Raw genomic sequence first — 15,467 nt, 5'->3', positions numbered from 1 at the left:
CATAGGAAACACAATGTTAAAAGCCTATAACGCTCAAGTTGCCGAACGCGCAGCCCTTGGCATCCCCGCCCTCCCATTGACCAAGGATCAAACTGCTGAATTGGTTAAATTGTTAAAAAACCCACCAGCCGGCAAAGAAGCTGAGCTCGTAGAGTTAATTACAAACCGCGTACCTGCAGGTGTTGATGAAGCCGCTAAAGTAAAAGCTGAGTTTTTAGATGCCATCGCCAAAGGCACGGATAAATCACCATTAATCTCTCGCGTTCGTGCTACAGAACTATTGGGAACAATGCTCGGTGGTTACAACATCAAGCCATTGGTTGAGTTATTGGCTGACGCCGAGTGCGGTGCAGCAGCAGCTGAAGCGCTCAAGAAAACACTCTTGATGTTTGATTACTTCAACGACGTTCAAGAACTTGCTGAAAAAGGCAATGCGAATGCCAAAGCGGTAATGCAAAGCTGGGCAAATGCCGAGTGGTTTACTAGCCGTCCTGCTGTTCCAGAAAGCATGAAGCTTACAGTCTTCAAGGTAACAGGCGAAACCAATACTGATGACCTCTCCCCTGCTCCAGATGCATGGAGTCGCCCAGATATTCCATTGCATGCGACGATCATGCTCAAGAACCCACGTCCAGGCATTGAGCCCGATGAGACTGGCGTTCGTGGCCCAATGAAGCAAATCGCCGCCCTACAGAAAAAAGGCAATCAAATTGCTTACGTTGGTGACGTAGTTGGTACAGGCTCTTCACGTAAATCCGCTACGAACTCCGTTCTCTGGTGGACAGGTCAAGATATTCCTTTCGTACCTAATAAGCGTTTTGGTGGCGTGTGCTTAGGCACAAATATTGCGCCAATCTTCTTCAACACGATGGAAGATTCAGGCGCATTGCCAATCGAATTAGATGTTTCTCAAATGAATATGGGTGACGAGATTGAGCTTCGCCCATACGAAGGCAAGGTATTTAAAAATGGTGCTGAAATTACTAGCTTCTCATTGAAGTCGCCTGTGATTTTGGATGAAGTTCGTGCTGGTGGTCGTATTCCTTTAATCATCGGTCGTGGTTTAACTGCTAAAGCTCGCGCAGCTCTTGGTTTGCCAGCATCTACAGAATTCCGTTTACCTGTAAATCCTGTGGATAGCAAAAAGGGCTTTAGCCTGGCACAGAAAATGGTTGGTCGCGCATGTGGTCTACCAGAAGGCCAAGGCGTGCGCCCTGGCACCTACTGCGAGCCACACATGACTACTGTAGGCTCACAAGACACCACAGGTCCGATGACTCGTGATGAATTGAAAGACTTAGCTTGCCTTGGTTTCTCATCTGATCTTGTGATGCAGTCCTTCTGCCACACTTCTGCCTATCCTAAGCCTGTTGATATTCGTACCCAACATGAGTTGCCACCATTCATGACGAATCGTGGTGGTGTTGCCTTGCGTCCAGGTGATGGCGTGATCCACAGCTGGTTGAACCGTTTGCTCCTCCCAGATACCTGCGGTACTGGTGGCGATAGTCACACCCGCTTCCCAATCGGCATTTCCTTCCCGGCTGGTTCTGGCTTGGTTGCTTTCGCGGCAGCTACTGGCGTTATGCCACTGGATATGCCTGAGTCTGTATTGGTACGCTTTAAAGGCAAGATGCAGCCCGGCATTACATTGCGTGATTTGGTAAATGCCATTCCTTTGTATGCAATCAAAAAAGGTTTGCTCACAGTTGAAAAGCAAGGCAAGAAGAATATCTTCTCTGGCCGCATTTTAGAAATCGAAGGTTTGCCTGATCTCAAAGTGGAACAAGCATTTGAATTGTCAGACGCTTCTGCTGAGCGCTCTGCTGGCGGTTGTACCGTTCACCTGAACAAAGAGCCGATCATTGAGTACATGCAATCCAACATCACTTTGATGAAGTGGATGATTGCTAATGGCTATGAAGATAAGCGCACTCTTGGTCGCCGTATTAAAGCGATGGAAGCTTGGATTGCTAATCCTCAGCTTCTCAAGGCCGATGAAAATGCTGACTATGCTGAAATTATCGAAATCAATATCGATGAAATCAAAGAACCAATTCTTGCATGCCCTAACGATCCAGATGATGTGAAAGTTTTATCTGAAGTTGCTGGTGACAAGATTGATGAAGTGTTTATTGGTTCATGCATGACCAATATCGGCCACTTCCGTGCAGCTGGTCAGGTATTGCAAGGCAAAAAAGATATGCCAACCCGTTTATGGGTTGCTCCTCCGACAAAGATGGATGCAATGGTTTTGATGGAGGAAGGCTACTACGGCATGTTAGGTGCTGCTGGTGCGCGTATGGAAAGCCCAGGCTGCTCACTTTGCATGGGTAACCAGGCTCAGATCCGCAAGGGCTCTACAGCTGTATCCACCTCCACAAGAAACTTCCCCAATCGTTTGGGTATTGATACTCGCGTCTATTTAGCATCAGCAGAATTGGCTTCTGTAGCAGCCCTTTTAGGTCGCCTACCTACTCCTGCTGAGTATTTAGAGCAAGTAAAGGCACTCGATGCTAAGGCTGGTGATGTTTATAGATACATGAGTTTTGACAAGCTCAAGTCATTTAGTGATGTTGCGGACACTGTCACGATTTAAGCGTTCTACGAGGTAAATTTCAGCATCTTCTAGGAGGTGTCGAAAATGAAAAGGCGATCGAAAGGTCGCTTTTTTCTTGCCCAAAAATGGTAAGAACTTTGCCAAATAAGGGCTTTATCACCGAAAAACCACTAAAAACCTATCAATGCACTGAAATAGATCCTATTTTTAGTATGAATACCCACTAACCCATTCATTTTTAAGTAAAATGAAACGTATTAAGTAAATGTACTTTCACTATATTTTTTGGAGAAAAATGATGCAAATTTCTAAACTCTTTTTAGCCTCTTCCACAAGTCTTGCTATCGCCTTTTCTCCATTGGCCGCTCAAAATGCTTTTGCTCAGGCTGAAGCTGCTCCAACTGCAGCTGCTTTATCTGGAAGCGGTGTTACCGCGACAGTAACTCCTGCCGCTGCTGCCACAGGTTCTGCTGCAGCAGGCGCTGCCGGAGCAACTGCTGCAGCTGTTGGTGGACTCAGTACTGCAGCAATCGTCGGTGGGGTGGTGGTAGTTGGCGCTGGAATTGCGATTGCCGCTTCGGGAGGTGGTAGTAGCGGTAGTGGCGCCTCCGGAACCTCTGGCACTACTAAAAAATAATTTTTTTGAATCAAAAAACCCCACTCTTTTGAGTGGGGTTTTTATTTTTTTGAATCCTTATTCCGTATTTTAAAGTCTGTACGTCGTAATAAATAATGTCTAGTACGAACCATCCAAACTCAGGCATTTCTATCTTGTTTTTAATCTCGCGCTTAGTTGCCTGTATCCTACTTACATTGTCGGCTATTGGATGCGCTGGCGATAAGCAAAACCTCATATACGATACTTTTATATTGGGGATTACTAGCCCAAATACTGTAATAGATGAAGCAAAGCTTAATCAAAATTACCGCTATCTTAAAGTAGAGGCTAATGGTCAGCCAGCCTTACTAGCCCTTGGGTATGTTGATCAAAAAAAACAGTCCAAACATGATGTTTGGTTTTCGGCTTTTAAAGAAGTAGTTGAAATCAAAGATGGGCGCTTAGGAAATACTGAAGGCCTAGAAGTCAATTGGACCGAAGTGTCGCTATTTGATGCGCCCCCGCTTCGAGCAGCGCTTGCACTCAATATAGATGCGGGTGATAAAGCGAAACAAAAATCGGCCAAACTGCGTTACATGCGCATACGGTCTGTCATGCCAGGTTATCACGTCAACATACGTGAGACTGTAGTCATGGAAGCCTTAACTGAAATTCCAATCGATATTCCCAAACAGCTAAAAGACCCAATCGCCAATGAAAATATCCGCTGGATACAGGAAACTGTATTAGTTCCGCCCAATAATTTCAATCCCAGCATCAAACCACTACGTGCAATATATGCAATTAATATCAAAACCAATGAAACGGTATTTGGTAAGCAGTATTTAACTCCTGATTTTTTTGTTTCATGGCTCACATGGCCCTATCCAGCGCCATCTAAAGATAACCAACCCACCAAATGAAACAGATGGTTATCAGAGTCCATTTATTTAGCTTGCTTCTGCTATCTCTAGTGGCTCCCGCTATTGCCCAAATTAATTCCAGCGTGCAGATTCAGACACAAGCACAAGTACAAGCACCTAGCGTTACAGGTGGAGAGCGTTTGAGCCAATGGTTACTCAATGAACAAAAATTACAAAATACATCGTCCCAGAACTACACTTCTGAAACACCCTACCCAATTGGAACAACGTGGCAAACACCACAGGAAATTACCAATCAAGAAATTGATAAGCAAAGTTTATTAAATGCGCTTGAAAAAATAGACTTTCCGGATAATGCTCAAGGGAAAAAATCCAAGAATGCTTTTATAAAGTTCATCAACAGCATGCAGGTGACTGGCAGAGTTGTTTTACCCAATGTGAATGCACGGTATTTAGAGGTAAATCCAAAACTAGATCCCATTCTTCAAGCGGGCGATCAAGTTACAGTACCACCTACCCCCACAACAATTACTATCATTAGAAGCAATGGCTCTCTGTGCAATATTCGTTATCGCCCAAATATAGAGGCCCGTTTTTATGTCCAAGGGTGTAAATTACGCGGCGATACCAATGAACGCGATCCCGATTGGGGCTGGATAGTCGAACCCGATGGTTCTGTACACAAAACTTCTATGGCAGCATGGAATAGCTCCAAACAAGTTTTACCTGCCCCAGGCTCTTGGATTTGGGCTCCACCAAGGTGGTCAGATTGGAGTGGCTCCAAAGGCGAGGAATTCTCAAAAGCTCTCGTAACCATGCTATCCGTCCAAGGCGCTTCTGGATTACGCGACAGTCTGGATAACATGGCTAGCTCTAGAGGATCATTGCCATCCGATGACCCTAAAGTGCTTTATAGCGTCTCACGGGATCTTCCGATCTCCGCAAATATCTGGGGTGAGACTGGTTTGATGCAAACCCCTTCGGCTAGAACAGCGCCCGCTGGTACCGGCGCGATAACTTTAGGTTGGTTTAATCCCTACACAAACATCAACCTGTTCTTTTCGCCAATTGATGAGCTGGAGTTCATCATGCGTTATACCAATATGAATAATGTTGTCTATGGTGCATCTGGTGGTTCGCAAACCAATAAAGACAAAAGCGTTGGCCTAAAACTAAAACTGCTCAATGAAAATTATTATTTACCCGGCCTTGCAGTTGGCGTGCGTGATGCCCTTGGTACTGGACTGTTTAGTGGTGAATATGTTGTAGCTAATAAACGGGTAAACAACTTTGACGTTAGTGCGGGTATGGGCTGGGGTCAGCTAGGCACGCGAAATAATGTTACCAATCCCTTTGTAACGGCATTTGGTCAAAATTTCGCTACTAGAAGTACAGGAACAAGCAATCAAGGCGGCACTCCAACCGGACAGTTTTTTCATGGTACCTCAGCATTGTTTGGTGGCGTTCAATATCACACACCTTGGGATAACCTTGTGCTCAAACTGGAAGTAGATGGCAATAATTACCAGAAACTTCCTTATGGAGAAACGCTTCCCAATAAATCCGTCTTTAACTACGGCGCCACTTACCAAACAAAAAATGCGGATTTTACTCTGGGCGTGATGGGCAATAGTCAAGTCATGTTCACAATCAGCCTACATGAGCGCTTGGATTTACTAAATACTCCAAAGTTAGCTGAAGCAAAACCAGTAGCCGTAGATCTGAAGAATGTTGGCAGCTACAACCCTAACACTCTGAGCAATCCAGCAATCTTAATTGATAGCACCAAACCCAATTCAAATACGAAAACAAATGTTAATAGCATTTCTGCTTCAACAAGCTCAAATTACAATGCGCCAGTAATTGCCCAGACAAAGAAGACTAATGCCGTAGCAAATGCCGTAGTTGATGAACAAAAACCGAAAACCGATCTTCTAGAGGCTGGCAACTCTTCGCCTACAAAGACCAACCCCTATCCTACGCTCGGTAAACAAAATATTACCTCTGCTTATAACAGTACCTTAGTAGATTTTGAGCAGCAAACTCAGTGGCAGGTAAAGGGGCTTCAAGGCACCAATAATGTGTGGACCATTCATTTATTAGATGCTAGCGGTGTGTTTCTTCGCAGCCGTATCAATCGAGGCGTAGCCGTACTGCACCGAGATGCGCCTAGCAATATCGATACCTTCCAAGTTCAGTTCTATAACTGGGGCATGCTTGTTTCCGAGTTTAAGATTGATCGCAAACAATGGATGCTGAGCCAAACACAACTTCTTCCACCTTCACAAAGAACTCCCTCAATCACTACCGAAAATACCGGCACCCTTCCTGCTGATGGTGGCAATCCATTCTTTAGAGGTTCCAATTCTTTAAGTCTTGGATCTCCAAGTTCTGATGGCACAAATCAAGCCAATATAGGCAGTACAGAGCCTCTAATGATTGACGAGTTAAAGCATAGCCCCTTGCAAACTAATCTAGGCATTTCTTATGCGCAAGTTGTAGGAAGCCCGGACTCCCCTTTCTTGTTCTCTCTTGGTGTTAAAGGCGATGCAATGTATAAGTTCCGGGAAAATACCTGGTTAAGCGGGACGATTAATACTCGCATTGTGGATAACTTTGGTAAGTACAACTACGATCCACCGCCAACAGGATTGCAGCCTGTTCGCACGGATATTCGTCAATACATGACCCAATCTATTGCCACGATGCCGAACTTGCAAATTACCAATACCGGCAAGCTTGCCGATAACCATTTTGTTAGTGCTTACGCGGGTTATTTGGAGATGATGTTTGCTGGTGCTGGCGGTGAATACTTGTGGCGACCTACTGACAGCAGAATTGCCGCTGGTATTGATGTCAATCGCGTCCGTCAACGGCAATTTAACGTCTGGACCTCAATGCAAAACTATTCCGTTACAACGGGTCATGCAACTGCATATTGGGATACTGGCGTGCAGGATATCCTAGTAAAAATGAGCTATGGTAAATATTTGGCTGGTGATGTGGGCGGAACACTAGATGTTTCTAGAGTCTTCCAAAATGGCGTAAAAGTTGGCGCCTATGCCACACGCACCAATGTGAACTATTCTCAATTTGGTGAAGGAAGCTTTGACAAAGGAGTTTATATCTCCGTACCATTTGATGCATTTTTTGCAAGACATAGCGATTCCAGCGCCAATATACTCTTTACCCCCCTTATCCGTGATGGCGGAGCCATGTTATTTAGAAAATATCGCCTTTATGACATGACTCGCACTAGGGATCCAAGAGCGCTATCCGCTGGTCCAGATTAATAGGGAATGCCTTAAAATAGATCATTAATGAAGTTAGAGATTAAGCCCCTTCAAGATCATATTGTTCAACGCTGGAACACGCTACATACTCGTCTTCACAATACGCATTTAAGTGCTATGCAGGTGCTGATTGGGTTTACAGGCATCGGCGTATTTACTATTGCTTTATTAGCAACCGCACAGTGGGCGGGTTATTCACCCAGCGCCTTATGGGCAGATAACGATACCAACGCACTGCGCAATCAACTCCTAGAAATGCATCAAAAAATTGATGCAATGCAAAATCTTAAAAATCAATTTGCTTCTATGGCCAACCCCCTGCCCGCCCAACTAGCTTCCAATCGAAGCGCTCCTATAGAAACAAAAATCATCCCAGTCGATAGCATGGCTTTTGCACCTTTAGAAAATAAAACTCCTGATGCAAAAGAATTGCTAAAAGCGGCTACCGCAATGAATGAGCGCCTCGAGATTGCAGAGAAGCAATGGCTGGGTGAATTGCGAGTACTGCATCAACTTCCGACAGGCTCCCCCATTAGCAAGAATACGGGTATGAGCAGTAACTACGGCACCAGAATTGACCCGTTTACCAGAACTCTAACTCACCATGCAGGTATTGATTTTTCGGCAGCCTATGGCACACCCATCATGGCAACAGGAGATGGCACCGTAGCAAAGATTGATGTTGATCGTAATAACGGTCAGTACGTTGATATTGAACATGCTTCAGGCTTTACCACCCGCTATGCGCATGTAAGTAGTTTTGCAGTTCGCGAGGGTGAAGCAGTTAAGCGTGGTCAAACCATTGCGAATGTGGGCAATACCGGCAGATCAACAAGTGCCCATCTGCATTATGAGATTCGCTATCAAGGCATCCCAATTAATCCGCTACAAGCGCTATCAGTTAAGCCAAATCAGCAAATGGCGAGCTCACCGAGCAGTCAAACTCGATAGAACCCTTATTTAGGGCACACGAATACATGCTAATTGACGCTAAACGGTATTAGCAACCTGCTATACCCTAATAAGCTAGCAACATCTGTCGAAACTTACCCCGCAATTGAGAATGAGTCCATTTTGTAAAACTAGGTAGTTTTGAAAATCCGAGATAGGTATTGGTTATTTTGAATCAATGCAAAGACACCCCATGCGATGACAACTCCGAGCACATCAGCTACCCAGTCCCGAAACTCTCCGTAGCGCCAGCCGGATAAAGTTTGTAGTACCTCAATCAGTGCACCATAGATCGACAGCACAATGATCACTCGAAAGACTTCTGAGCCAGTTCTAGCGTAGGCCAGTAACCCTAAGATTGTTAGCACCCCAAAAGCCAAGGAGTGTTGCAACTTATCCCACCAATCAAATACTTCAGGAATAAGGTATTGCTGAGGCACTAAAAATAAATACGTCAGAATGGCAAAGGTAAGCCAAAAGGTGTATTTAAAAATGATGATTATAGACAAGAATGATCCCGATAGTTGAGGAAGTGCCATCTACATTTTTCGATGGGAGCACAGTCATGTCTGTCGTATCCCCACCATTTACGACGACAAAGAAGACTTAAGTTTATGATTATGGAGTAGCTTATCTAAAAGCTTATTTCAGCTCAAAAGCATCAGCGTTGTTGAAAGCAAGTAATAATACCTTCTTACTTAAGCCGCTATATGCTTCCAACTTCTGATTTTATTACAATCTAGAGGCTCTTCAAAAAAACAAGTTTCCGATAAAGCTTTCCTGGCCAATTATTAAGTGCCCCTAATTTTCGGCGCCATAGAAGAAATGAACCATGTTTTATGATGTAGTAAATACCATCCAACCTGGGAAAATTAAGAGCAAATACAACTTGTCTCATATAGGAGCTATTCTTTTTTCCATTGTAATCAATAGAGAAATAGCAGTTTAAATGACTGTGGAATTGTCGCGCCTTAAGCCTCCACGGTTCGCCATTTAATTGGGGGTTTTCAGAAAACCATTTTTCTAAATGATCTGGGGATGAGAACCTTTCAAGGAAGTCTACCATCTTCATTAATCCAACAGTGTTTCGAGGGTTAAAGCAGTCAGCACCTTGCTCTGTACACTGTAAATATGACTGCATGATTTGATCTTCGGTTGAAAGAATGCCAAAACTACAACCCTCTTTATCTCCCCTTACTACCTTCTTTAGCGCATCTTCATCATTCAATAAGGCACAGCAGAATGGTGTAACAATATGGCGATGAATCTCTAATCTAGCAGGCTGTCCAGATTTAATGATGGGGGCATAATGCTGAGAGAGTCGGTAATCTTTACCTACTGACTCAGGCTGAATGAAGTAACCGTCATTGGTCAAAATTTCTATTGCTAGTAACTGCTCTTTTGGCTCAGGGATCCAAAGATCTAGATCTGCCATCGTTCTGGAAGATTGTCTCCAGTTCGGTGCCAATAGATGAATAGCTCCTTTTAGCCAAATAGGTTCTATCCCACATCCATTCAGAAGGCGAGTAGTGCTGATAATCTGATCTCTAAGCTGGACATTAAACAAACAATTTAATTCATAAAAGCCCTCTAAGGCCTCTGATAAATCTTTAGGCAGACTGTCAAGAAGTTGATTATTTCTCAGTGCAATAAAGAGGCTGGGCAGCACTCCATGGAAACTTGCCAAGTAAATAATTTCACGCCAATCTTTATCACCTACCGGGATTGAAAGATTAGATTTCCCCTGTAAATAGGCGGGGCTAATGACCTTGCATAGCCATCGGTAATGCTTTAATTTACTACTAACGTAGAGAGCCACGCGTTTACCTCATCAATGTCTGAATACTCCATATAGTACCTCTGGGTATTACATAAAAATTGCAAGAAACATTCTGTCTCATCTAGACTCATTTGAGTATGCAGTGAAACTCCAGACTCAACTAACTTAATTAAGGCATTAACTGCTGTGATCGGGTAGCAGGTAGTTTTTGCATTTTTTTCATATCTTGGGAAAATAATTCCTTTAATAAGAATTGCTTTATTACTCTCATGATACGAGTGGGGTAAAGGTAGATAACGAGCAACCTTCCCTCCGTAAGTGACTGTTTTAAGATTTTGAAGAATTGGGTAGTGATTCGATATTAATTCCCAGTTTTCAGCCTTAATACTAACCCCGGAGGGTAGAGGCACCAAATGACCTTCGTCCTAAAAATTGACTGAAAGGCCAACTAGGTCGTCACCATAATAGCGCCAACCTTTTTGAGCAAGTAGAGCACACAAAGTGCTCTTGCCAGCACCTGAAATCCCCGAAAACAACAGCCCATTTTCTCGTCCAAGCGCAGCTGCATGAAATGTAATGAAGTGGGCAGTTTCACCTGCGGAAATTTTTAAAAAATACTGGATACAGTTATTGAGTGCTTCCGCCGAGTCTTGATATTTTTTATATCCCTGAGAATTCTCACCAACAAAAATACATTCAGAATCAATTACTATATCTAATTGGGATTTATGATCAATAGAGGACTCAAAAAATCCCTGCGTAATCGCTGTTAGGCGAGTTAAAAAAGGATGATGTCGAGAGTTGTCGAACGCCCTAACTCTAAGGCGAAAGGAATGATCATTTAGAAAGTAATTTTTATCAAATATGACTACGGAATCTTCCGGGGTGTCTACGTAACAAATCAGGGAGGTGGAATCTGAAATTTTTGAGGAGATAGAATATCTCCCCTCATTATCTAACTGAGCCCAATTTCGTTGAACCCAATCACTAAGACAGGCATTTACTTGTATTTCTATAGCAGGTGAGGAAATTGCAAACAATTTACTTATTTGGCTTGCAAGATCTTCAAGCTTATACCCCCCATCAAGCAATAAAAGCCACAGGGCTGAGGCTGTTGGATTCCAAACTTGAAGTTCAGGCTTTGGAAATTGGGCAGTAATTAAGTGATCTTCAATTAGCCATGCTCTAAGCGATGCTGAATCATAGAGTCTCTCCACTATAACAACGAGCCAAAAATTAGCTGGCGTGTGCAGCTTTGCTGTTTAAGATCGCAATAGTTGCTGGTGCTGCATAGGCTGAAAATTTCCCAATTTTAGCCAAAGCTTTCCTACGGCCCATTGCGGAATTTGATTGCTTGTCATCTTCATCTTGGCGATTAACTTGAATTGGCGATAGCTCTTCTGATATTTTTTTATTCATGTGATATACTTTAGTAAAAGATTGAAAGGAAATGTTAAGGCAGTGCAACATTAACTGGCAGCGCTTACTTTTCCACTCAAGGCCGCAAGGAGAGCTGGTGCAGTATAAGCAGAGTACTTAGCAATTTTTCGCAAGGCCTCCCTTCTAGTGTCCGCTGTTTGATTTTCGGGTGGGTGGAAAGATTGACTTTCGCTGGAATGCTTCAAATGTTGATCCATGATCATCTCAATTAATGGCAAGGGATGAAACATTCTATATGCATTTTTGCCCTAAAGCACTAATAATTTCTGAAGGAATGTTTCAGCGCTTACACAAGGCCGCTTCTAGATGATTTCCACCTTTCTCCAACTTAACCCAAATGTCTGCTTAAGCCCTTGATTTCAACCCGGCAATTCATGGTCATTTTGAACCGCAACTTCTGGTTTTTTGAACAGGAATGGGTGGTCATTTCGGTGATCATACGCAGTAAGCATTGCTAGATCTAAAGACCCTAATAAAGCCATAGTCTGCCTAAAGCGATGTGAATGCTAGGTACTTAGAAATTGTTTTATTTTCTAGATAGCTTGTATGGCTTGGTAATACAGGAGATTTGGAAATGAGCTCTGTAATCATCGGTTTTAATAAGTTACAGCCAAACAGATGTGATGCCGGGTAATTTCCACCGATCCTGCAATTAATATCCATTACAACCAACCCATCTTCGTGCCTATAAACATCAAAATTCACAATACTGCGTAAGGGTAAAACAGCAGCAACCTGATTCAAGAGATTAATAAATTCCCCTGGAGATTGGGATCTCAATGTATAGGACTCCCCATTGCTTTTATAAAGCACTTCTTTTGCGCAAAGATCAATCAGCTTGCCTGTCCATATCGAAAAGTACGCATCAACACAATAATGCTCCCCGGTGCAATAAGGCTGATATATCAGATCCCCCCCCTTAGCCACGCGTACAACATCCTCGCTATGAATTACCGAAAAACCACTGGCACCAGAGCCAAATCTATCCTTAAAAATATAAGGATAGTTAAATTCCGGGGAAGTGCTTGTAGATATAACACCTATACCGAAATCATTCAAAGTCTTAAATAACAAAAATTTATCTTCACAAATGATTGCGGTCGAATAGGTGGAATTTAAAAGTTGAGAGCTCAAGACGCCCTTCCGCTCTAATTGGCCAAGCACTGGTATCTCTGGATCAATGATTGAAAAATGTCCAATCGATTGGTGCTCTTGTAAAAGATTCTCTACGGACATTAGATACTCTGATGATTTGGCTGGGGGTACAACAAAAAAATTGGGTTGAACAGCATTGGCAGCCGGACAATAGGGGGAAGCATCATAACCATTCAAGCTAATATTCGCGTCATTACATTCAGCTTTAAGCAACTCCAAGAGAGCATTGCGTTTACCAATGCCAAAAACATTTAAAGAATCTTGGCGCACTATTTTTTTATCAGAGTTAATGATGAAAGAGTCTTAATAAACATCATTATTTTTTAAACATGAGCTTTAGATGCCAGAAGAAACACTTCTCTCATAGCCTTTTGCGTTAATTGAATTTCTTCATTAGTCAGCGTAGGATGCACGAGAAACATAATGCTGGTATCGCCTAATTGCTTGGCATTAGGCAAGCTTTCTTCGGGTCTAAGTCCTGTTCCATCAAAAGCCTTCTCTAAATATACTTCCGAGCATGATCCTTGATAACAAGGAATTCCACGTTGATTTATTTCTTCAATGATGCGATCCCTGCACCAGCCTTCAGCTAAATTCTCAGGCTGAATATAAAAATACACTTTATATTGAGCATGCATACACCCTTGAGAACATTGCTCAGAGATAGGGGCAGAACAAGATCCACACTTAAACTTTGGCACCCTTACAAGGCCATCCTTACCCGAAAATTCTTGTGCAACAGATTGAAGAGATCTGGCATTAGCATTGCGCAATCTCGTCCATTCAGCCATTTTCTTCAATTGAATTCTACCGATGGCGCCCTGAATTTCAATCATCCGATAGTTGCTACCAAAACTTTCATGCAGCCACCGAAATCCAGGTGGATGTTTTTTTTGATACACGGCTTGGTAACTTTTTCCATGATCTTTATAGGACCACATCTTTGCCCATACAGCCTCATCGTTGGTAGTGACCATGCCACCTTCACCACCGGTAGTCATAATCTTGTCTTGGCAAAATGACCATGCACCAATATCACCAATAGAGCCAACTGATCTACCTTTATATCTAGCTCCATGTGCTTGCGCACAATCCTCAATGACTTTTAGGTTATGAGTTTTTGCTAAATTCATAATGGGATCCATGTCACAAGGCCAGCCAGCCAGATGGACACAAATCACAGCCTTAGTCTTATTAGTTAAGGCGCGAGCAATAGTTTGAGCAGTAATATTCCCACTCTCGGGATCAACATCAGCAAAGACTGGGGTTGCTCCCACTGCAACCACGCAGGAAATAGAGGCAATAAATGTCCTAGGAGAAACAATAACCTCATCGCCCGGACCAATATCCAAGGCCTTAAGCGCCAACTCGAGTGCCAAAGTTCCGTTGGCCAAAGCAATGGCATATTTTGTATCAGACCATACGGCAAACTCAGTTTCAAACTGACGGCACTCATCTCCGGTCCAGTAGTTCACCTTATTTGAGAGAAGAACCTTCTGAATAGCCAAGGCCTCTTCTTCAGTAAAACTTGGCCATGGTGAGAACGGGGTATTTAACATTACCGAGGGGTATTCCTAAGAGCGAGAAGGATTGAATGGGCGAGCAATAGCTGGATTCCCATAAGCAATTGAATTATTACTGAGATCCTTAACCACCACTGCACCCACCCCAATAACCACGGATGAGCCGATAGTGATGCCTTGACGAATAGAAGCACCAACGCCAATCCACGAGCATCCTCCTACCGTAACATCACCAGAAAGATGGGCTCCTGGGCTAACATGCACGCCATTACCCAGCACGCAATCATGATCTACTGTAGATCCAGTATTAATAATGCAAGCGTCGCCTACCGCAGCTTCAGCATTAATAACAGCCCCGGCCATCACTACAGAGCCAACGCCCAACTCAGCATGCTTACTGACAACTGCTTGGGGATGCACCAGAGATACAAGAGTAGCGTCTAAATTTTGGAGCTGCAGTTGCTTTGACCATCGAATAAAGCAATCTCCAATAGTTACGATAATTCCGTCAAATTCGTGAATTCTAGAAAGTAATGCACTAGTATCACCTGCAACCTGCCAATGAGAGTTTTCACGAATTTTCGGCCAAGCATCATCAAAGAAATAGATTTCTTTCCAACCCAGATCTTCAGCCATATCAGCCACTACCTTCCCATGACCACTAGCACCTAAGAGGGCTAACTTCTTCATGATTTACTGCCAGTAAATTTACTCATGGTAGCCTCACCAGCACCGCTGATGCCATCCCGAAGAATCACTTTTTTTATTGTCATAATGAGAATTTTAATATCTAACCATAGCGATTGATTGTCAATATACCAAACATCCAGATTAAACTTTTCTTCCCAGCTCAAAGTATTGCGCCCATTTACTTGAGCCCAACCAGTAATTCCAGGACGAAGCTCATGACGGCGAGCCTGATGAGGGCTGTATAGAGGAAGATATTCAACCAATAGAGGGCGTGGGCCAACTAGACTCATCTCACCCTTAAGTACATTCCAAAGTTCAGGTAACTCATCCAAGCTGGTGGAACGCAAAAAATGACCAAAGGATGTTAGGCGATTGCTATCGGCTAATAACAGCTTATCAGGACCGTATGCTTCAGTCATAGTACGGAATTTAACCAGCATAAATATTCGCCCATGCAAACCAGGTCGCAATTGACGGAACAATACCGGTCTACCCAGCTTATACGCAATCAGGCAGCCTAGGATCAACAAGGGCAAGAATAGCAATGACAAGCTCAATGTCGTGACGAGAAGATCAAATAGGCGCTTCATGGC

The 15,467-nt window shown here is 43.4% G+C and carries 13 protein-coding genes; 5 read left to right on the top strand and 8 right to left on the bottom strand.

Annotation, left to right across the window (positions count from 1 at the left end):
* Positions 1-13 precede the first annotated feature (13 nt).
* From VC188_RS03635 to VC188_RS03615, 5 genes are all read left to right on the top strand, one after another.
* Complete coding sequence (locus VC188_RS03635) at positions 14-2,599, top strand: bifunctional aconitate hydratase 2/2-methylisocitrate dehydratase (RefSeq protein WP_323483068.1); 2,586 nt, start codon at positions 14-16, stop codon at positions 2,597-2,599.
* A 256-nt stretch (positions 2,600-2,855) separates the two neighbouring features.
* Complete coding sequence (locus VC188_RS03630; protein WP_323483067.1) at positions 2,856-3,197, top strand: hypothetical protein; 342 nt, start codon at positions 2,856-2,858, stop codon at positions 3,195-3,197.
* 95 nt (positions 3,198-3,292) lie between these two features.
* A complete protein-coding gene (locus VC188_RS03625; RefSeq protein WP_323483066.1) occupies positions 3,293-4,081 on the top strand; it encodes a YjbF family lipoprotein in 789 nt (262 codons plus the stop codon).
* Positions 4,078-7,335 carry a YjbH domain-containing protein gene (locus VC188_RS03620; RefSeq protein ID WP_323483065.1) on the top strand — a complete coding sequence of 1,086 codons (3,258 nt, stop codon included), beginning with the start codon at positions 4,078-4,080 and terminating at the stop codon, positions 7,333-7,335. Before VC188_RS03625 ends, VC188_RS03620 begins: the two co-directional genes overlap by 4 nt.
* Before the next feature lie 27 nt (positions 7,336-7,362).
* Positions 7,363-8,286 carry a M23 family metallopeptidase gene (locus VC188_RS03615; protein WP_323483064.1) on the top strand — a complete coding sequence of 308 codons (924 nt, stop codon included), beginning with the start codon at positions 7,363-7,365 and terminating at the stop codon, positions 8,284-8,286.
* Between the two features lie 131 nt (positions 8,287-8,417).
* On the opposite strand, the gene VC188_RS03610 is transcribed toward VC188_RS03615, so the two are convergent.
* From VC188_RS03610 to VC188_RS03575, 8 genes are all read right to left on the bottom strand, one after another.
* Positions 8,418-8,795: a VanZ family protein gene (locus VC188_RS03610; protein ID WP_323483063.1), complete on the bottom strand. Its 378-nt coding sequence runs from the start codon at positions 8,793-8,795 to the stop codon at positions 8,418-8,420.
* Between the two features lie 230 nt (positions 8,796-9,025).
* Complete coding sequence (locus tag VC188_RS03605) at positions 9,026-10,105, bottom strand: nucleotidyltransferase family protein (RefSeq protein ID WP_323483062.1); 1,080 nt, start codon at positions 10,103-10,105, stop codon at positions 9,026-9,028.
* A gap of 386 nt (positions 10,106-10,491) precedes the next feature.
* Entirely contained in the window at positions 10,492-11,283 is a 792-nt protein-coding gene (locus tag VC188_RS03600; RefSeq protein WP_323483061.1) for a PqqD family peptide modification chaperone, read from the bottom strand.
* Positions 11,284-11,302: 19 nt separating this feature from the next.
* Positions 11,303-11,485 (bottom strand): hypothetical protein, encoded by a 183-nt coding sequence (locus VC188_RS03595; protein ID WP_323483060.1) that lies wholly within the window; start codon positions 11,483-11,485, stop codon positions 11,303-11,305.
* Between the two features lie 510 nt (positions 11,486-11,995).
* Positions 11,996-12,931, bottom strand: coding sequence for an ATP-grasp domain-containing protein (locus VC188_RS03590; RefSeq protein ID WP_323483059.1), 936 nt, complete (start codon positions 12,929-12,931; stop codon positions 11,996-11,998).
* A gap of 53 nt (positions 12,932-12,984) precedes the next feature.
* Positions 12,985-14,220, bottom strand: a complete 1,236-nt coding sequence (locus VC188_RS03585) for a DegT/DnrJ/EryC1/StrS aminotransferase family protein (RefSeq protein ID WP_323483058.1) — start codon at positions 14,218-14,220, stop codon at positions 12,985-12,987.
* Positions 14,221-14,235: 15 nt separating this feature from the next.
* A complete protein-coding gene (locus VC188_RS03580) occupies positions 14,236-14,874 on the bottom strand; it encodes an acetyltransferase (RefSeq protein ID WP_323483057.1) in 639 nt (212 codons plus the stop codon).
* Complete coding sequence (locus VC188_RS03575) at positions 14,871-15,464, bottom strand: sugar transferase (RefSeq protein WP_323483056.1); 594 nt, start codon at positions 15,462-15,464, stop codon at positions 14,871-14,873. The genes VC188_RS03580 and VC188_RS03575 overlap by 4 nt, the downstream gene beginning before the upstream one ends.
* Positions 15,465-15,467: the final 3 nt, after the last annotated feature.

It is taken from the genome of Polynucleobacter sp. MG-28-Ekke-A2, from assembly GCF_035012985.1.
Taxonomy (GTDB): domain Bacteria; phylum Pseudomonadota; class Gammaproteobacteria; order Burkholderiales; family Burkholderiaceae; genus Polynucleobacter.
The sequence above is the reverse complement of the archived record's forward strand: the minus strand, read 5'-3'. Positions and strand labels throughout refer to the sequence as shown.